The following is an 18,804-nucleotide window of genomic DNA, read 5'->3' on the forward strand; positions in this document are numbered from 1 at the left end:
GCGGCCTGACCCGCACAGGGGACGGGTCAGGCCGCCCCGAACGCCGAGAACGCCCAGCCCGTCGCCTGGTGCAGGGCGTCGCCCGGCAGCGACGCCCGGGCGTCGCGCAGCGCCTCCGCCAGGGACAGGCCGGCGTCCAGCCCCTTGTGCAGCGCGAGCATCAGCGGCACCACGGCGGCGTCGTTGACGGGCGCGCTGCACGCCACCACCCCGGCCGTGCCGAGCGGCAGCAGCGCGGTCACCAGGCCGAGCAGTTCGTCGGCACCGACGGAGGCCAGGCGGGCGGTGTCGCAGCAGGACAGGATGATCCGGTACGGGCTGCGGTCCAGGCGCTCGAAGTCGTGCACCACGATCGGCCCGTCCGCCATCCGCAGGGACGAGAACAGCGGGCTGTCGGCGCGGAACGTGCCGTGCGCGGCGATGTGCGCCAGCGCCGCCCCGTCCAGCTCCTCCAGCACCCGCGGCACCCGCGCCCCGTCGTCCTCCAGGACCGTCGCGCAGCCGTAGCGCTCGGCCAGTTCGGGCACCTCGGCGCCGCCGGTGGCCAGTCCCGGTCCGCGCACCAGCACATGGCAGCCGTCCGGCGGCGGCGCGGTCTGCCGGGCGCGCAGCCAACTGCCCGCCGACGGCGACACGCTGAGCACCCGCTCCCGCAGCGACGGCAGCAGCGCCCACGGCACCCGGTGCAGCCGCGCCGGCGGCACGACCACCACCGGCCCGCCGCCCAGCCGCGCCGCCGCCGGCCCCAGCAGCAGCTCCTCCAGCCGCCGCCCCGCCGCCTCCACCACCGCGAGCCGCGCGTCGGCCCCGGGGTGCGCCAGCCGCCGCAGCCCCGCCTGGACGTGCTCGGCCTCGGTCTCCGCCTCGGCGAGCAGCCCGGCCTCGAACCGGCGCACCCGCCCCTGCCCGCACAGCAGCACCTGCACCCGCCCGTCGAGCACGGCCAGCTCCACCAGCCGCACCTCGTCACCCAGGTGCTCCAGCAGCCGCCCGACGTCGAACCGGTCCCCGCCGCCGGGCGCCTCGCCCCTGATGTGCAGGGTCCGGGAGCGGATCTCCCGCTCCAGGCGCCGCTGTTCACGCTCCAGCGCCACCACCGGCCGGCCCTCCATCCGGGCGGCCTCCGCACGCGAGGCGATCTCGCGGAAGGCGGTCATGCCGCTCAGCAGCTCGGGGTCGGCGGGCGGCCGGGTCGGCGCGGCGGACAGCACGGTGGCCCGCCAGCGCTCGCTCCACACCAGCAGCCGCCGCGGCCCGCCCGAGACCAGACTCGCCCGCTGCGCCAACGCCGCCAGCTCCGCGCCCTGTTCGGTGGCGCGGGCCCGCAACTCCGAGGCCCCCAGCGTCATCCGGTGGTCGTCGAGCACGTCCAGGCCCCGCCTGCAGGCCTCCAGCACCCCCCGCGTCGACCCGGCGGCCCGCGCCCGCAGCGCCTGCGCCGCCCAGCCCGTCAGCCTCGCCAGCGGCGGACCGCTGCGCCGGCTGCGCGCCGCGACGGCCAGATGCCGCTCGGCGTCGGCCGTCCAGCCCAGCCCCAGGGCGATCCGGCCCGCGAGCAGCGAGGCCTCGGGAGCGGCGGGCGCACCGAAGGACGCCAGCTTCTCGGCGACCGCGGCGGCGTCCGCGACCAGCCGCCCCGAACCGCGCCCGGCCGCGTGCCGCGCCTCGATCAGCACCAGCCGGGCGTGCGTCTCCCACCAGGTGCGCCGCTGCCCCGCGAACAGCCGTACCGCGAGGGCGGCCCGGGCGATCGCGGTCTGCGGGTCACCCGCGAGCCGGGCGGCCCGCGCCGCGGCCAGCAGCAGCTCCGCCTTGCGGGTGGACTGCCCGCCGATCCCGTCGAGCGTCCTGATCGCCGCGTCCGCCTCCGCCAGCGCCTCCGGCGCCAGCCCCGCCGCCATCAGCACCTCGCAGCGCCGGATGTTCAGCATGAACGTCGGCGTGCCCAGCCGGGCGTAGCGCTCCTCCGCCTCGTCGAGCAGCCGCAGCGCCGCCGGCACGTCGCCCGACCGGAACGCGGCGAGCCCCCGGCTCTCCACCGCGTCGGCCTTGTCGTGCTCCTGGCCCGTGGTGTCCCACAGCGCCTCGGCCGCCGCGAAGTCCGCCTCGGCCCGCTCCACCGACCCCAGCGCCAGATGCACCGTCGCCCGCAGGGTCAGCGCCCGCGCCGTCCAGATCACGTCCTCGGCCTGCCGCAGCACGGGCACCGCACGGCGTACGTCCTCCAGCGCCTCGCGATGACGCCCGAGCACCCACCACACGTACGCCCGCCGGTACAGCACCCGCGCCCGGGTGTGCCCGCCGCCGCGCGCCACCCCCTGCTCGAACGCCGCCAGTCCCTCCCGGGTGCGGCCCGCGTGCACCAGCGCCACGCCCGTGGTGGCCAGCACGTCCGCCTCCCGGTCCGCGGAGTCCGCGCGCGCCGCGCACTCCCGCGCCCGCCGCAGATGGTGCAGCGCGAGCCGCAGATCGCCGAAGTCCCGCTGCCAGATGCCGATCACCTGGTGCGCGACGGAGGCGTCCAGCGGGGCCGGGTCGGCGTCGAGCAGCGCCCGGGCCCGCGTGAGAGCCTCGCCCGGGTCGGCGAACACCATCGGCAGCAGTTCGAGCACCGAGTCGCTTCCCGCTGTCACGCCTCGGATGGTAGTGGCCCGGCCACCGCGGCACACCGGGGTGGCGCTGTATCAAAAGACCGCCGCGCGGCTCATGTCGGAGAGAACCGACGGCCGCTCCGCGGCACCGTCCGACGCCGTCGTCCACCGGGAGGGGACCCGCCATGGCACCTCAGCGATTCCACGAGCAGTTCGACCAGATCCAGCGCTCGATGCCCGACGTGCCCCTGGCCATGGGCCCGGACGACTCGGCCGAGTTCCTGTACGAGAAGGGCGTCGTCCTCGTCCGCGACGGCGAGGAGGCCCGGGTCGTGGAGGACACCGTCCGGGCGCACTTCACGGCGGCGCCCGACCTCGACCAGCACCAGGTCCGCCGGGCGGGCCCCGAGACCAACCGCAGCGGCATCACCCGCATCCGGGTCGGCGACCCCGGCGAGGGGGGCCGCGACGCCGACCGCGCCGTCGCCCACGCGCTGCGCTCCGTACGGGAGCAGGAGACGCGGGCGGGGCGCCGGATGGTGGCCCGCAACCACGTGGTGCACATCGCCGTCAACGCCTGCCCCGGCGACGAACCGGTCCCCGCCCCGCTCAGCGAGCCACCCAACCCGGCCGCCGCCGACACCGCCCACGACCCGGACACCGCCGTCGGCGTCCTCGTCGTCGACACCGGCCTCATGCACGACTACCGCGCCTGCGGCCTGCTCGCCCACACCGACGGCGACGCCCAGGTCCGGGAGTGCGACGAGCAGGGGATCCTCCAGCAGTACGTCGGGCACGGCACGTTCATCGCCGGGCTCGTCGCGGCCGTCGCGCCCAACACCGACATCACCGTGCGCGGCTCCCTCAACGACGCGGGCGCCATCCTGGAGTCCGAGTTCGGCGAGAAGCTCTTCGAGGCCGTCGACGCGAGCGGCTGGCCCGACATCCTCAGCCTCTCCGCCGGCACCTCCAACGGCCGCACCGACGGCCTGCTCGGCGTCGAGAACTTCATGCGGGAACTGCGCGAGCAGCGCACCCTGCTGGTCGCCGCCGCGGGCAACAACGCCAGCGCGATGCCCTTCTGGCCCGCCGCCTACGCCGACCTGCCCGGCTGGGAGGACACGGTGCTGTCGGTCGGCGCCCTGCGCAGCGACGGCGAGTTCGGCGCCTGCTTCACCAACCACGGCCCCTGGGTGAAGGTCTACGCCCCCGGCGAGCGCCTCACCAGCGCCCTCACCGGCTTCGAGTCGCCCGTGCCGTACGTCTACCAGCACTCCACGTACGACGCCTGCCGCTACGGCTTCGCCTACGGCTGCACCTGCCAGCTCCCGCGCCACAGCGGCGTGCTGAGCGACGAGGGCAACGCGGCCAAGCCGGACCAGGTGATGTTCGAGGGCTACGCGCAGTGGAGCGGCACCTCCTTCGCCACCCCCGTGACGGCGGGCATGATCGCCGCCCACATGACCGCGCACAAGGAGACCGACCCGCGCGCCGCCCGGCGGCAGCTGCTCGCGGCCTCCACCGGCTTCGCGGAGGTGCGCGGGGCGCACGTTCCGGCGCTGCGCCCGCCCACCTGGCGCCCGGTCCCGGTCGTGCGCCTGGCGCCCGGGCTGTGACGGCCGGAACCGCCCCCTCCACGGCGTACCATGACGTGCCGTACACGAGGGGTGGGGCTGCCGTGGAACGTACTGATGCCGGCGCGCTCGTCCAGGCCGCGGCCGACGGCGACGCGGCGGCCTGGAAGGCGCTCGTGGAAGGGCTGAGCCCTTTGGTCTGGTCCGTCGTACGCGCTCACCGGCTGTCCGACGCCGACGCGCACGAGGTGTACCAGACGGCGTGGTTCCGCTTCGCCCAGAACCTGGGGCGGCTGCGCGACCCCGGCAAGGCGGGCGCGTGGCTGGCGAGCACCGCGCGCCACGAGTGCCTGAAGGTGATCAAGAGCGCGCAGCGGCTGACCCTGACCGACGATCCGCAGGTGCTGGACCGCGTCAGCGAGGACGGCACGCCGGAACAGTCACTGCTCGACTCCGAGGAGGCCGCCGCGCAGAGCGAACGCGTCCGGCGGCTGTGGCAGGAGTTCGAGGAACTGGGCGAGCGCTGCCGGCAGTTGCTGCGCGTGCTGATGGCCACACCGCCGCCCAGCTACCAGGACGTGTCCGCCGCGCTGGGGATCGCGGTGGGCAGCATCGGGCCGCTGCGCCAGCGCTGTCTGCGGCGCCTGCGGGCCCGGCTCGAGGCGCGGGGGGCGATGTGAACGGCACCCACGACGACGACCTCTTCGGCGAAGGCGACTTCGACGACAGGGAGTTCGACGACGAACTGCTGGAGGAGGAACTGCGGCAGGCCGCCGCCGTCCTCGACCCCGTCCCGGCGGAGCTGCAGCAGCTCGCCGTCGACGCGTATGCGCTGCACGACCTCGACGCCCGGGTCGCCGAGCTGACGTTCGACTCCCTCGTCGACGCCCTGCCGGTGCGCGGTGCCACGGACGTGCCCCGGATGCTCACCTTCCGGGCGGGCGAGGTGACCGTCGACGTCGAGGTGACGCCGCACGGCCTGATGGGGCAGGTGCTGCCGCCGCAGCCGGCCCGGATCGAGGTCCTGGGCGGACCCCGCCCGGGCGCGCCGCTCACAGCGGACGACCTGGGCCGCTTCACCGGCGACCTGCCCCTGTCGGGTCCGTTCGCGCTGCGGCTGCGCACGGCCGGGGACGTGGTGGTGACGCAGTGGCTGCGGGCCTAGCCGATCTGTCCGCGCGCCCGGTTCACCAGGTGCACGGCAGGGTCCGCGGCCCCCGGATCATCGTCCTGCGGCGCCAGGCGACCTGGTCCGCGGGGACGGCGAGGCGCAGGTGCGGAAGGCGGTCCAGCAGGGTGGTGAGCAGCAGGTCGGTCTGCAGGCGGGCGAGGACGGCGCCGGTGCAGTAGTGGGGGCCGTTGCCCAGGGCCAGGTGGGGGTTCTCGGCGCGGCCGGGGTCGATCCGGTCGGGCTCGGGGAAGACCTCCGGGTCGCGGTTGGCGGCGAGGTAGGACACGTAGACCGGGTCGCCCGCGCGGATGAGGTGCCCGCGCAGCTCGACGTCCTCCAGGGCGATCCGCGCCAGGCCCACGGAACTGCGGTGCGGGATGTACCGCAGCAGCTCGTCCAGGAGCGCGTCGCGGGCCTCGGGCCGCTCCTGCCACCACTGCCTCAACTCAGGCCTGGTGAGCAGCAGATAGAGCATCTGCCCGCAGTTGTGGGTGACGGCCTCGCCGCCGATCTGCAGGGGTCCGGCGAGTCCGATCGCCTCCGTCTCGCCGATGTCGCCGCGGGCGACGGCTGCTCCCAGCAGGGAGTACACGTCCTCGCCGGTGCTGTCGGCGCGGGAGCGGACCGTCTCCGTGATCCACCCGTACAGGCTGTTCTTGGCGCGGTCGGCGGCCTCGGCCCCGCCGGAGGTGGAGATGATCTGCCGGGTCCAGGTGTGGACCTGTTCCCGGTCGGCGGCGGGCACGCCCATGACCTCGCTGACCAGGGCGATCGGGAACGGTTCGAGGACCCGCTCGATCAGGTCGGCCGGCGGCCCGTCCCGCACCACGTCGTCCACCAGCTCGTCCAGCATCTCCTGCGCCCGGGGCCGCAGCCGTTTCGCCGCACTCACGGTGAAGGCACCCGCGACGACCTTGCGCAGCCGGTTGTGGTCGGGCTGGTCGGCGAAGGCGAGCGAGCCGGGCCGCGGCTTGAAGTGCGGTGCCATTCGCGTCACCTGACGCTTCGTCACCTCGGCGCGGCTGAAGCGCGGGTCGTTGGTGATCAGCTTCACGTCGTCGTGGCGGGTGGCCAGCCACGCCCACCCCTCGCCGAACGGCAGCCGGATCCGGGTCAGCGGGCCCTCGCGCATCAGCTCCGCGAGGACCGGGTCGAAGTCCGTCCCGTCCAGGTCGAGGGCGGGCCAGTCCCGCACCGGGGGCGGGGCCTGGCCGGTCAGTGTGGTGGTCTCCTCCGTCATGCCCCCACCCTCGCCGCGCTCCCCGCCGCTTGTCGCGCGGAAGTGCTCCAGCCGGTGGCGGTTCAGCCGGACACGGCGTCGGCCAGGGCGGCCAGCGCACCGGCCAGCCGCTCCAGTCCGGCCCCGGCGGGACCGCCCGGCTCGGTCATGTAGGTGTCCCGGCGGATCTCCACCATCAGCGCGCTCACCTCGGGACGCCGCCCGTGGAACTCCAGGGGCACGTACGCCCCGCTGAACGGGCTGTCGAGCCCGGTCTCCCCGAACGCCTCCCGCGCCGCGGCCAGCAGTCCGGCCGGGGTGTGGAAGGGGTCCGTGCCCAGGCAGACCGCGGGGCGGGGCCCGTCGCCGTGGAGCTCGTAGGGCAGCCGCCGGCTCGGGTACGAGTGCACGTCGATGATCACGGCCCGTCCGGTGGCCGCCAGCCGGTCCGCCACGGCCCGTGTCATCGCCCGCGCGTACGGCAGGAAGTACCGCTCCACGAGCGGACCGGTCTCGAAGTCGTCCGGCCGCAGGACCTCGCCGTGCGTGGTGCGCGTGTACACCGCGCCCATGCCGACGGCCCGCATCTCCTCCCGCTCGTCGGGGAACCGCTCCGGGTCGACGACCAGCCGCGACAGCCGGTTGACGAACCGCCACGGGGTGACGCCGGCCAGTCCGGCCGCCACCTCGGCGATCCGGGCCGTGTGCGCGTCGGTGATGTGGTCCAGCTCCCGCGCCAGCTCGCCGTCGTCCAGCGCGATCCCCGCGCGCACGTCCCGCGGGACGTCCCGCGCCGAGTGCGGCACGTGCAGGATCACCGGGGAGCTGCCGGCGCCGGGCAGCAGCTCGAAGGACGGTGCGGCAGGGGTCATGGGGCGGCTCCGGGGACGGTGGTCAGTGGCCTGGTGCATGATCGCAGCATGCCGTCGGCCACCGTGAAGCGACCTCGCACGCGTTGCCCGAGGCGCTCGCCGCCGCCCGCGACCGACGGGACACGCCTCCGCCCCGGCCGGGCACTGCCGACCGGGGCGGACGCCGTACGCGAGCCCTCTCAGGGGCGGGACGTCAGCTCAGCGACGCCAGGGCCTCGTTCCACGTGGCCGACGGGCGCATGACCTCCGCGGCCTTCGCCGGGTCGGGCTGGTAGTAGCCGCCGATCTCGGCCGGCTTGCCCTGGACGGCGATCAGCTCCTCGACGATCTTCTGCTCGTTCGCGGCCAGCGTCTCGGCGAGCGGGGCGAAGGCCTTGGCCAGGTCCGCGTCGTCGGTCTGCCGCGCCAGCTCCTGCGCCCAGTACAGGGACAGGTAGAAGTGGCTGCCGCGGTTGTCGATGCCGCCGACGCGCCGGGTCGGGGACTTGTCCTCGTTGAGGAAGGTCGCCGTGGCGCGGTCGAGGGTGTCGGCCAGCACCTGGGCGCGGGCGTTGCCCGTCACCTTGGCGAACTGCTCGAGGGACGGCACCAGCGCGAAGAACTCGCCCAGGGAGTCCCAGCGCAGGTAGTTCTCCTTGACGAGCTGCTGCACGTGCTTGGGCGCCGAGCCGCCCGCGCCCGTCTCGAACAGGCCGCCGCCCGCCATCAGCGGGACGACCGACAGCATCTTGGCGCTGGTGCCCAGCTCCAGGATCGGGAACAGGTCGGTCAGGTAGTCGCGCAGCACGTTGCCGGTGACCGAGATGGTGTTCTCGCCGCGGCGGATGCGCTCCACCGACAGCTTCGTCGCCTCGACGGGGGACAGGATGCGGATGTCCAGGCCCTCGGTGTCGTGCTCCGCCAGGTACGTCTTGACCTTGGCGATCAGGTTGGCGTCGTGGGCGCGGGTCTCGTCCAGCCAGAACACCGCCGGGTCGCCGGTGGCGCGGGCACGCGTGACGGCCAGCTTCACCCAGTCCTTGATGGGGGCGTCCTTGGTCTGGCAGGCGCGGAAGATGTCACCGGCCGAGACGGCCTGCTCGATGACCACCGTGCCGCCGGCGTCGACCAGGCGGACCGTGCCCGTGGTGGCGATCTCGAAGGTCTTGTCGTGGCTGCCGTACTCCTCGGCCTTCTGCGCCATGAGGCCGACGTTCGGCACCGTGCCCATGGTCGAGGGGTCGAAGGCGCCGTTGGCCTTGCAGTCCTCGATCACGGCCTGGTAGACGCCCGCGTAGGAGGAGTCCGGGATGACCGCGAGGGCGTCGTGCTCCTGGCCGTCCGGGCCCCACATGTGGCCCGAGGTGCGGATCATCGCCGGCATGGAGGCGTCGATGATCACGTCCGACGGGACGTGCAGGTTGGTGATGCCCTTGTCGGAGTCGACCATCGCCAGCTGCGGACCCTCGGCCAGCTCGGCGTCGAAGGAGGCCTTGATATCGGCGCCCTCCGGCAGGGCGTCCAGGCCCTTCCAGATGCCGCCCAGGCCGTCGTTCGGGGTCAGGCCGGCCGCGGCGAGCTTGTCGCCGTAGCGCGCGAACGTCTTCGGGAAGAAGGCGCGCACCACGTGGCCGAAGACGATGGGGTCGGAGACCTTCATCATCGTCGCCTTCAGGTGCACCGAGAACAGCACGCCCTGGGCCTTGGCCTCGGCGACCTGCTCGGTCAGGAACTCGCGCAGCGCGGCGACGCGCATCACGGAGGCGTCGACGACCTCGCCGGCCAGGACGGGTACGGACTCGCGCAGCACGGTGGTGGTGCCGTCGTCACCGACGAGCTCGATGCGCAGCGTGCCGTCCTCGGCGATCACCACGGACTTCTCGGTGGAGCGGAAGTCGTTCTCGCCCATCGTCGCCACGCCGGTCTTGGACTCGGCGGACCAGGCGCCCATGCGGTGCGGGTGGGACTTGGCGTAGTTCTTCACCGAGGCCGGGGCGCGGCGGTCCGAGTTGCCCTCACGCAGGACCGGGTTCACGGCGGAGCCCTTGACCTTGTCGTAGCGGGCGCGGATCTCGCGCTCCTCGTCGCTCTTCGGGTCGTCCGGGTAGTCGGGCAGCGCGTAGCCCTGGCCCTGCAGCTCGGCGACGGCGGCCTTGAGCTGCGGGATGGACGCCGAGATGTTCGGCAGCTTGATGATGTTGGCGGCGGGTGTCTTGGCCAGCTCGCCGAGCTCGGCGAGGGCGTCCGGGATGCGCTGGTCCTCGGTCAGGTACTCCGGGAACACGGCGATGATGCGCCCGGCCAGCGAGATGTCGCGGGTCTCCACAGGCACGCCCGCCTGCGAGGCGTACGCCCGGACCACCGGCAGGAAGGAATACGTCGCCAGGGCGGGGGCCTCGTCAGTGTGCGTATAGATGATGGTCGAGTCAGTCACCGGGTGCTCCGCTCCACGTCTGCAACATTGCTCGACATCAAGATATCTCGTGGCCGACCTCGTCTCGACAGGGGTCCGCGACCGGTTTCGGGCAACCGATCGGCCCGCTCCCGAGTCATGCAGACAGATCACTCACTCCCAGCCACGGCCGGACCTGACCACCCGGCCGCCCGAGCGAAAGCGGACCATGAGATATCGCAGCAGAGTGACGGCCCCGGCGGCCGCCCTGATCGGCACGGCGGCGGCCCTGACCACGGGGGTCCCGGCCCAGGCGGCCACCTCCCGGGCAGCGGGGGCGTCCGGCGCCTCGCCGGGCGCGGAGACCCTCGGTGACCCCGTCTACCCCGCCCTCGGCAACGACGGCTACCGCGTGTCGGCCTACCACCTCGACTTCGCCTACGACGCCGTCACCGGGCTCGTCGAGGCCACCGCGACCCTGACCCTCCGCACCACCCGGCCCCTGACCCGGCTGTCCCTCGACGCGCTCGGCCTGGACATCCGCTCCGTGCGCGTCGACGGGTGCGCCGCCGCCTTCGAGCAGGCCGCCGAGAAACTGCGGATCACTCCCGAGCGCCCGCTGCGGGCGAAGGCCAGGGCCACCGTGTGCGTGGCCTACACGGCCGACCCGCGCCGGTCCCTGCCGCACACCGGCTGGGTCGCCACACCGGACGGTTTCGCGGTGTGCTGCCAGCCGGACTCCGCCCACACCGTCTTCCCCTGCAACGACCACCCCTCGGACAAGGCCGACTTCACCTTCCGGCTCACCGTGCCCGACGGACTGCGGGGCGTGGCCAGCGGCCGTCTGGTGCGCACCGAGCGGCTCGGCGGCGAGCGGACCGCGTACACCTACCGCTCCCGCTCGCCCATCGCCACCGAAGTGGTGCAGATCACAATCGGCGACTATGTGATCAAGGAGCGGCAGGGGCCGCACGGCCTGCCGCTGCGGGACGTCGTCCCCACCGCCCGGGCCGCCGCCCTCGAACCCGCGCTCGCGCTCACCCCGGCCCTGGTGGACTGGGTCGAGCAGCGGCTCGGCGCGTACCCCTTCGAGACGTACGGCCTGCTGCCCTGCAACAACGACGCCCCGGACGCCTTCGACTTCACCGGCCTGGAGACCCAGACCCTCACGCTCTACAAGCCGAACTACCTCCTCCAGGAGGAGAGCAGGATCGGCTCGCACATGATGCACGAGCTGGTCCACTCCTACTTCGGCAACAGCGTCAGCCCCGCCACCTGGGCCGACCTGTGGCTGAACGAGGGCCACGCCGACTTCTACGGCCTGCTCTACCGCTACGAGCGCGGCTGGCCCGACTCGCTGGGCATGACCACGCTGGAAGCCCGGATGAAGCACACCTACGCCCAGGGCGACCAGTGGCGCCTGACCTCCGGGCCGGTCGCCGCGCCCGATGCGGTCAACCTCTTCGACAGCCAGCGCTACCTGGGCGGCGTGCTCGTGCTCTACGCGCTGCGGCAGCAGGTCGGCGAGGCCGCCTTCAACGCCCTGGAACGCGCCTTCCTCGCCCGCCACCGCGACTCCACGGCGTCCACCGAGGACTACATCGCGGTCGCCTCCCAGGTCTCCGGCCAGGACCTCACCGGCTTCCTGCGGGAGTGGCTGTACGGCACGAGGACGCCGCGGATGCCGGGGCACCCGGACTGGACCGTGACACCGGCGAAGGAGTCCCTCCGGGCACCGCGTGACCGGAGGGACACCCACCACCACGACAACTCCGCGACCCTGTAGGGCGCGAAGACCCGGCGCGGCTCAGTCGAGCCGGGCGGACGTCAGTTCGCCCGGCTCGAACCCGGCGGTCCGCTGCTGCGGGATGACGGCCGTCTCGCCCTGCTGGAGCGTCACCGTCCGGGCGGGCGCCGGGATGCGGATGCCCTCCGCGCGGTAGCGCCGGTGCAGGCGTTTGATGAACTCGTGCTTGATCCGGTACTGGTCGCTGAACTCGCCGACGCCCAGGATGACCGTGAAGCCGATCCGGGAGTCGCCGAAGGTGTGGAACCGGATGATCGGCTCGTGGTCCGGCACGGCGCCCTCGACCTCGGTCATGGTCTCCGCGATGACCTCGTTGGTCACCCGCTCCACGTGCTCCAGGTCGCTGTCGTAGGCCACCCCGACCTGCACCAGGATGGTCAGCTGCTCCTCGGGGCGCATGAAGTTGGTCATGTTCGCCTGCGCGAGCTGGCCGTTGGGGAGTACGACGAGGTTGTTGGACAGGTTGCGGATCGTCGTCTGCCGCCAGTTGATGTCCTCGACGTAGCCTTCCTCGCCGCTGCTGAGCTTGATGTAGTCGCCCGGCTGGACGGTCTTGGACGCGAGGATGTGGATGCCCGCGAAGAGGTTGGCGAGGGTGTCCTGCAGCGCCAGCGCCACCGCCAGACCGCCGACGCCCAGGGCGGTGAGCAGCGGGGCTATGGAGATGCCCAGCGTCTGCAGCACCACCAGGAAACCGATCGCCAGCACCAGGATCCGGGTGATGTTGACGAAGATCGTGGCCGACCCCGCGACCCCGGAGCGGGACTGGGTCACCGTGCGCACCAGCCCGGCCACCACCCGGGCCGCCGACACCGTGGCCACGAAGATCAGCAGCACGGTGAGCACCTGGTTGGTGGTGTGCTGCACCGTCCGGGTCAGCGGCAGCGCCGCCGCCGCGCCCGCCGCGCCGCCCACCACGGCGGCCCAGGGCACCACGGCCCGCAGCGCGTGCACGATCACGTCGTCCCCGCTCCAGCGGGTGCGGTCGGCGTGCCGGCCCAGCCAGCGCAGCAGGAGGCGCAGGGCGAACGCCGCCAGCAGGCCGGCGCCCAGGGCGATGCCGGCGAACAGCAGATCGTCCACGGTGAGCGCCCGGTTCACCGGTCGCCTCCCGGGACCTCGACTGCGGCGAACGCCGTCGCCGGCGGCCGGATGTGGAGTCTCGTCACGTCGTCACCTGCTCGTTTCCGGGATGTCCTACGGTGCCCGACCAGCCCGCCCGGCGGTCGGCGCAATCGTTCATCCTGCCGTATCCCGCACGGCGTTCCGTACCGGAGACGGCAGGCTGCGCCACGTGAGGTACTGCACATGACGCAGGGTCACCCCCGCCGGGCTCACAGGTCCGTGAACGTCCCGTGCCGGCCCGCGCCGGAGGCGAACCGGGCGGCGCCCCGCAGGCTTTCGGCCAGGACGGCCGAGCCGTGCCGGAACTCGGCGTCCAGCGCGGCCGGTTCGTCCAGCCCCTCCTGCTCCAGGACGGAGGCGCGGTCGGCACGCAGGCAGGCCTGCGGGAACCGGGCGATGGCGGCGGCCAGTTCCTCCGCCGCGGCGCGGGCCCGGCCGGGCGGTACGACGCGGTTGACCAGCCCCATGGCGTGGGCCTCGGGGGCGGGGACGGGACGGCCGGTGAGGATCAGGTCGAGCGCCCGGCCCGTGCCGATCAGCCGGGGCAGCCGTACCGTGCCGCCGTCGATCAGGGGCACGCCCCAGCGGCGGCAGAACACCCCGAACACGGCGTCCTCCTCGGCGACCCGCAGATCGCACCAGAGGGCCAGTTCCAGACCGCCGGCCACGGCGTGCCCGGCGACCGCGGCGATCACCGGCTTGGACAGCCGCATCCGGGTCGGTCCCATCGGGCCGTCGCCGTCCGCCTCGGCCCGGTTGCCGCGGTCGGTGCCGAGCGCCTTGAGGTCGGCGCCCGCGCAGAACGTGCCGCCCTCGCCCCACAGCACCGCCACGCGGGCATCCTCGTCCGCCTCGAACTGCCGAAAGGCGGCGGCCAGTTCCGCCGCCGTCGGGCCGTCCACGGCGTTGCGTGCCCCGGGACGGGAGAGGACGACCGTGGTCACGGGTCCCTGACGCTCGACGCGCACCGCCATGGCGCACTCCCTTCCGCGTGCCGCAACCGGCACGCCACCGCGGTCAGATCACCTTCAGCCGCACCAGAGCCGCGAGCGTCAGCGCGCCTGGCAGCAGCGGCAGCCAGACGGTGATGACCCGGAACGCCAGGACCACGGCCGTGGCCACCGCCGCCGGGCCGCCCGCCGCGACCAGCGCCACGACCAGCGCCGCCTCCACCGAGCCGATGCCGCCCGGCGTGGGCACCAGTGCCACGGCGACCGTCGCCGCCAGGTACGCCACCGCCATGTGCGCGGCCGGCACGTCCAGCCCCAGCCCCTGCCCCACCAGCACCAGCACGGAGGCCTGCAGCGCCGGGAAGGCGAACGACCCGCCCCACAGCGCCAGGGCACGGGCCGGACGGGTGTGCACCGAACGCGCCTCACCGAGGGCCGTGCGCAGGAAGGACACCAGCGCCGAACGCACCCGCCGCACCAGGACCAGCACGGCCACCACGAGAACGACCAGCGCGCCGGCACCGGCCAGCAGCGGCCCGAACGCCGTCTCCGGCACCAGCGCGCCGAGCCGCAACGCGTCGGGGAACGCCAGCAGCAGAGCGCCCAGCAGGGCCACCCGGCCCACGCTCTCCGCCAGCAGATACAGCGCGAGAGCGGCCGAGGAGCGGGCGAGCGGCAGCCCGCACACGGTCATGAACCGCAGGTTGACCGCGCTCGCGCCCAGCCCCGTCGGCAGCAGGTGGTTGGCCGCGCCCGCCGCGAACTGCGTGGCCAGCAGCCGCCGTCGGGGCAGCCGCTCGACGACCGCGCCCTGCCGGGTGCAGGACGCGGCGACCCAGGTCAGACAGGTCGTCCCGGCCGCGGCCAGCAGCCACGGCCACTCGGCGGTGCCCAGATGCGCGAAGCCCTCGGCGAGCACCGAGCGGTGCCGCACCGCGACCACGGTGACGAGCAGGAGCGGAAGCAGGCACAGGATCTGCCGCAGACGGCGGACCGGGACGCGCAGGGGGAGTCGTCCCGGGCGGATGCCGGGGCGGGTGTCGGGGAGTTGAACCGCTGTCACATCCGCAGAGGTTCCCCATTCCGGGCCAACGGCGGGTTGCCGGAGCGGAGCCTGCGCATTGCGCGCGGGAAGCGGCTGCGTGGGAAGCGTCATCGGGGCCTTCGCGCGGGAAACGGGGAGAGGGGAGTCGGGCTGATTGTGCGGTATGGCGGCGAAATGCGCGAGCGCCTTGACCTCGATGTTGCTTGAGGTTCTAGGTTCGCTCCCATGAGCATGGAGACCACAGCGTGGACCCAACTGCACAGCGTCATGAACGCCCAGGCGGATCGGCGCCCCTTCGCCCTGGCCACGCTGCGCCGCATCGGCACGTTCGCCCGCCCGCACCGGCGCCGCATCCTCCTCTTCGTCCTCCTCGGCGTAGGGACCGCCCTGCTCGCCGTGGCGACGCCCGTCCTGGCCGGGCGGGTGGTGGACGTGATCGTCTCGGACGGCGACGAGGACACCGTCGTACGGCTGGCGCTGCTCATCGCGCTGATCGCGGTGGCGGAGGCGGTGCTCGGCATCCTCGGCCGGCGGCTCTCGGCGAGGCTCGGCGAGCACCTCATCCTCGATCTGCGCACCGCCGTCTTCGACCATGTGCAGCGCATGCCGGTGGCGTTCTTCACACGCACTCGTACGGGCGCTCTCGTCTCGCGACTCAACAACGACGTCATCGGCGCCCAGCGCGCGTTCAGCAACACCCTGTCCGGAGTGGTCAGCAACCTCGTCACGCTGCTGCTCACCCTCGCCGTGATGCTCACCCTGTCCTGGCAGATCACGCTGCTCGCGCTGGTGCTGCTGCCGGTGTTCGTGATCCCGGCCCGCCGCATGGGCAGCCGGATGGCCCGGATGCAGCGGGAGGCGGCCACGCTGAACGCGGCGATGGGAACCCGGATGACCGAGCGCTTCTCCGCACCCGGCGCCACCCTCGTCAAGCTGTTCGGCCGGCCCGACGAGGAGTCGCGGGAGTTCGCCGAACGAGCGCACCGGGTCGCCGACATCGGCGTGCGCACGGCCACCGCGCAGGCGGCCTTCATCACCGCCCTCACCCTGGTCTCCGCCCTCGCCCTGGCCCTGGTCTACGGCCTCGGCGGCTACCTCGCCCTGCGCGGCACCCTGGAGGCGGGCGCGGTCGTGTCGCTCGCGCTGCTCCTGACCCGGCTGTACGCGCCGCTGACGGCGCTCGCCGGAGCGCGCGTCGAGGTGATGAGCGCCCTGGTGAGCTTCGAGCGCGTCTTCGAGGTGCTCGACCTGAAGCCGCTCATCGCGGAGAAGCCGGACGCCCGGGCGGTGCCCGAGGGTCCCGTGGCGGTCGAGTTCGAGGAGGTCCGCTTCGGCTACCCCGCCGCCGACAAGGTCTCCCTGGCCTCCCTGGAGGAGGTCGCCACCCTGGACGGACGGGGCGGCGACGAGGTCCTGCGCGGCATCTCCTTCCGCGCCGAACCGGGGCAGACGGTGGCGCTCGTCGGCTCCTCCGGCGCCGGCAAGTCGACGATCGCGCAGCTGCTGCCGCGCCTGTACGACGCCGACGAGGGCGCCGTGCGCGTCGGCGGCGTCGACGTCCGCGACCTCACGGCGCGGTCCCTGCGCGAGACCCTCGGCATGGTCACGCAGGACGGGCACCTCTTCCACGACACCGTCCGCGCCAACCTCCTGCTGGCCCGGCCCGGGGCCGCGGAGGCCGACCTGTGGGACGCGCTGCGCCGGGCCCGCCTCGACGGCCTCGTCCGCTCCCTGCCCGACGGCCTCGACACCGTCGTCGGCGAACGCGGCTACCGCCTGTCCGGAGGGGAACGCCAGCGCATGACCATCGCCCGCCTGCTGCTGGCCCGCCAGCGCGTCGTCATCCTCGACGAGGCCACCGCCCACCTCGACAACACCTCCGAGGCGGCGGTGCAGGAAGCCCTCACCGAGGCCCTCGCGGACCGCACCGCGGTGGTCATCGCCCACCGCCTGTCCACCGTCAGGGCGGCGGACCAGATCCTCGTCGTCGAGGCGGGACGCATCGTGGAGCGGGGCACGCACGAGGAGCTGCTGGCGGCGGGGCAGCGGTACGCGGAGCTGTACCGCACCCAGTTCGGCGCGGAGCCCGTGGCCGAGGCGGAGGAGGCCGCGTAGCGGCGTGAACACCGGGCCGGGCCTGCGCGTACTCCTGTCGAGTACTCCTGCCCGCAGTGACCCGGAGAGGCGACGTGTCCCAGCAGCAACCGCTCCCACGATCCGGCCGCCGGACCCCCGCCCGGGCCGGCCGGCTCCGCGCGACCGCCGCGGCCGGCGTCCTGGCCGCGCTCGCCCTCCTCACCGCCTGCGGCGGCGGTGAGGAGGGGAAAGCCGCCGGTGGGGGCGGAACCGCGGCACCGGGCGTGTCCGCCGCTCCCGCCGCCGGGGTCGTCGCGCCCGCGAAGGTGGAGGTGATCGCCGGACTGACCGGCTGCACGGCGAAGATCCGCACCGAGGCGGACGAACTGCGCGAGGGCGTGTGCCGCACCGAGCAGGGCGACTACCTCATCACCACCTTCCCCGAGGAGAGACTCAAGGAGACCTGGCTGGAGTCGGCCGCCGTCTACGGCGGCACCCACCTCGTCGGGATGCGCTGGGTGGTCAGCGCCGAGCCGGAGCTGCTGGAGTCCCTCCGCCCGAAACTGGGCGGCACGATCCGGGACCTGCAGGGCATCGGGCCCAAGCGGCACGAATAACCCCCTCCGCGCCGCCTCTCTTTCGATTTCCGCTGGTGGGCGTCATGATTGTGCGACTCGGCACATGAGCCGCCCCACCCTGCGCCGGCATCGAAGAGTGAGTTCACCGTGGTCACCATCTTCCGTCACCCTCCGCTCACGGGCCGGACGCCGGTGCTCCGGCCCGCCGTCGCCGCCCGCCCGCGGGCCACGCCCGACCCCGCCCAAGGGCGCCGGAGCGGCACGGTGGCGGAAGGAGCGGCCCCGTGACCGCGGGCAGCGACACCCCGGACGCGATCGACGTCCTCGTGGTCGACGACGACTTCATGGTGGCCAGGATCCACCGCGCCTTCGTCGAACGCGTCGAGCCGTTCCGCGTCGTCGGGGTCGCCCACACCGGCGCCCAGGCGATCGAGGCCGTGGACGAACTGCGCCCCGACCTCGTCCTGCTCGACCTGTACCTGCCGGACCTCTTCGGCCTGGACGTCATCCCGCGGCTGCGCGCCGCCGGCCATGACTGCGACATCATGGTCATCAGTGCCGCGCGGGAGGCCGAAACCGTCCGCGGCGCCGTCCGCCGCGGTGTGGTCGACTACCTCCTCAAGCCCTTCGACCTGGAGGAACTGCGCTCCCGGCTGCAGCGCTACGCCGCCCAGCGGGGCCGGCTGCTGACGACGGTGGTGCGCGGCCAGGCCGACATCGACCGCGTCCTGGCCGGCGCGTTCGCGCCCGCACCGGCCCACACCCTGCCCAAGGGCATGAGCGTGGAGACCGCCGGGCTCGTCGAACGGGCCCTGCGCGAGGCCGACGGCACCCTGTCGGCCACCGAGTGCGCCGCCCTGACCGGTGTGTCCCGCGTCAGCGCCCGCCGCTACCTGGAGTACTTCCACAGCACCGGCAGCGCGGAGGTCTCCCTGCGCTACGGGGCGGCGGGGCGGCCGGAACGCCGCTACGGCTGGCGGGCCTGACCCGGGCGGGAGGCGCCGCCCGCGAGGGCGGCTCCGCCGGGCCGGGGGACGGCACCCGGTAGCCTGGGGGCGACAGTGCTGGCCATCGCACAGGACGGGGAGGCACCAGGGTGCTGCACATCAGCGAGCGTGAGGGCGACCGCGTCGTGGCGGAACTGCCCGAGGACGTCGACCTCTACACGGCGCCCTCGGTCGTGACCGCGGTGCACGCACTGATCGACTCCGGGTGCCGCCACCTGGTCCTGGACGCGTCGCACACCCTGCACATGGACTCCACCGGCGTCAGCGCCCTGGTGGGCTGGTACCAGCGGCTGGACGAGGCCGGCGGCTCGCTCAGCGTCATCGGGCTGCACGACGGCCTGCTCCGCATGTTCGGCGTCCTCGGGCTCGACACCGTCATATCGCTCAAGCCCGCCGGCCCGGCCGCCACCGCCTGACC

At 73.8% G+C, this 18,804-nt stretch carries 15 protein-coding genes; 8 read left to right on the plus strand and 7 right to left on the minus strand.

Going from position 1 to position 18,804, the window contains the following annotated elements:
• Positions 1-26: 26 nt before the first annotated feature.
• Positions 27-2,594: a CHAT domain-containing protein gene (locus tag ABZY20_RS07245; RefSeq protein ID WP_356438663.1), complete on the minus strand. Its 2,568-nt coding sequence runs from the start codon at positions 2,592-2,594 to the stop codon at positions 27-29.
• 182 nt (positions 2,595-2,776) lie between these two features.
• On the opposite strand from ABZY20_RS07245, the gene ABZY20_RS07250 reads away from it, so the two are divergent.
• The 3 genes from ABZY20_RS07250 to ABZY20_RS07260 all read left to right on the plus strand — a co-directional run bounded on the left by ABZY20_RS07250 (position 2,777) and on the right by ABZY20_RS07260 (position 5,330).
• Complete coding sequence (locus ABZY20_RS07250; protein ID WP_356437830.1) at positions 2,777-4,207, plus strand: S8/S53 family peptidase; 1,431 nt, start codon at positions 2,777-2,779, stop codon at positions 4,205-4,207.
• Between the two features lie 62 nt (positions 4,208-4,269).
• The gene (locus tag ABZY20_RS07255; RefSeq protein WP_356437832.1) at positions 4,270-4,845 is read left to right on the plus strand and encodes a sigma-70 family RNA polymerase sigma factor; all 576 of its coding nucleotides are present in this window, start codon (positions 4,270-4,272) and stop codon (positions 4,843-4,845) included.
• The gene (locus ABZY20_RS07260; protein ID WP_356437835.1) at positions 4,842-5,330 is read left to right on the plus strand and encodes a hypothetical protein; all 489 of its coding nucleotides are present in this window, start codon (positions 4,842-4,844) and stop codon (positions 5,328-5,330) included. Before ABZY20_RS07255 ends, ABZY20_RS07260 begins: the two co-directional genes overlap by 4 nt.
• Before the next feature lie 22 nt (positions 5,331-5,352).
• On the opposite strand, the gene ABZY20_RS07265 is transcribed toward ABZY20_RS07260, so the two are convergent.
• From ABZY20_RS07265 to ABZY20_RS07275, 3 genes are all read right to left on the minus strand, one after another.
• Complete coding sequence (locus tag ABZY20_RS07265; RefSeq protein ID WP_356437838.1) at positions 5,353-6,576, minus strand: cytochrome P450; 1,224 nt, start codon at positions 6,574-6,576, stop codon at positions 5,353-5,355.
• Between the two features lie 62 nt (positions 6,577-6,638).
• Positions 6,639-7,427 (minus strand): N-formylglutamate amidohydrolase, encoded by a 789-nt coding sequence (locus ABZY20_RS07270; RefSeq protein WP_356437841.1) that lies wholly within the window; start codon positions 7,425-7,427, stop codon positions 6,639-6,641.
• A 193-nt stretch (positions 7,428-7,620) separates the two neighbouring features.
• On the minus strand, positions 7,621-9,840 hold the full coding sequence (locus ABZY20_RS07275; protein ID WP_356437844.1) for an NADP-dependent isocitrate dehydrogenase: 2,220 nt from the start codon (positions 9,838-9,840) through the stop codon (positions 7,621-7,623).
• 187 nt (positions 9,841-10,027) lie between these two features.
• Here ABZY20_RS07275 and ABZY20_RS07280 point away from each other — a divergent pair, with 187 nt between their 5' ends.
• Positions 10,028-11,584 (plus strand): M1 family metallopeptidase, encoded by a 1,557-nt coding sequence (locus ABZY20_RS07280; RefSeq protein WP_356437847.1) that lies wholly within the window; start codon positions 10,028-10,030, stop codon positions 11,582-11,584.
• A 21-nt stretch (positions 11,585-11,605) separates the two neighbouring features.
• Here the strand turns inward: ABZY20_RS07280 and ABZY20_RS07285 are convergent, their stop codons facing one another.
• From ABZY20_RS07285 to ABZY20_RS07295, 3 genes are all read right to left on the minus strand, one after another.
• Entirely contained in the window at positions 11,606-12,706 is a 1,101-nt protein-coding gene (locus ABZY20_RS07285; protein ID WP_356437850.1) for a mechanosensitive ion channel family protein, read from the minus strand.
• 233 nt (positions 12,707-12,939) lie between these two features.
• A complete protein-coding gene (locus ABZY20_RS07290; protein ID WP_356437853.1) occupies positions 12,940-13,704 on the minus strand; it encodes a crotonase/enoyl-CoA hydratase family protein in 765 nt (254 codons plus the stop codon).
• A 43-nt stretch (positions 13,705-13,747) separates the two neighbouring features.
• Positions 13,748-14,647, minus strand: a complete 900-nt coding sequence (locus tag ABZY20_RS07295) for a lysylphosphatidylglycerol synthase domain-containing protein (RefSeq protein ID WP_356438666.1) — start codon at positions 14,645-14,647, stop codon at positions 13,748-13,750.
• A 309-nt stretch (positions 14,648-14,956) separates the two neighbouring features.
• On the opposite strand from ABZY20_RS07295, the gene ABZY20_RS07300 reads away from it, so the two are divergent.
• From ABZY20_RS07300 to ABZY20_RS07315, 4 genes are all read left to right on the plus strand, one after another.
• Positions 14,957-16,840: an ABC transporter ATP-binding protein gene (locus tag ABZY20_RS07300; RefSeq protein WP_356438669.1), complete on the plus strand. Its 1,884-nt coding sequence runs from the start codon at positions 14,957-14,959 to the stop codon at positions 16,838-16,840.
• Positions 16,841-16,914: 74 nt separating this feature from the next.
• A complete protein-coding gene (locus ABZY20_RS07305; protein WP_356437856.1) occupies positions 16,915-17,418 on the plus strand; it encodes a hypothetical protein in 504 nt (167 codons plus the stop codon).
• Positions 17,419-17,663: 245 nt separating this feature from the next.
• Entirely contained in the window at positions 17,664-18,365 is a 702-nt protein-coding gene (locus tag ABZY20_RS07310; protein WP_356437858.1) for a response regulator, read from the plus strand.
• A gap of 110 nt (positions 18,366-18,475) precedes the next feature.
• Complete coding sequence (locus ABZY20_RS07315; protein ID WP_356437860.1) at positions 18,476-18,802, plus strand: STAS domain-containing protein; 327 nt, start codon at positions 18,476-18,478, stop codon at positions 18,800-18,802.
• Positions 18,803-18,804 lie beyond the last annotated feature (2 nt).

Source organism: Streptomyces sp. NPDC006624 (genome assembly GCF_040611555.1).
Lineage (GTDB): Bacteria > Actinomycetota > Actinomycetes > Streptomycetales > Streptomycetaceae > Streptomyces.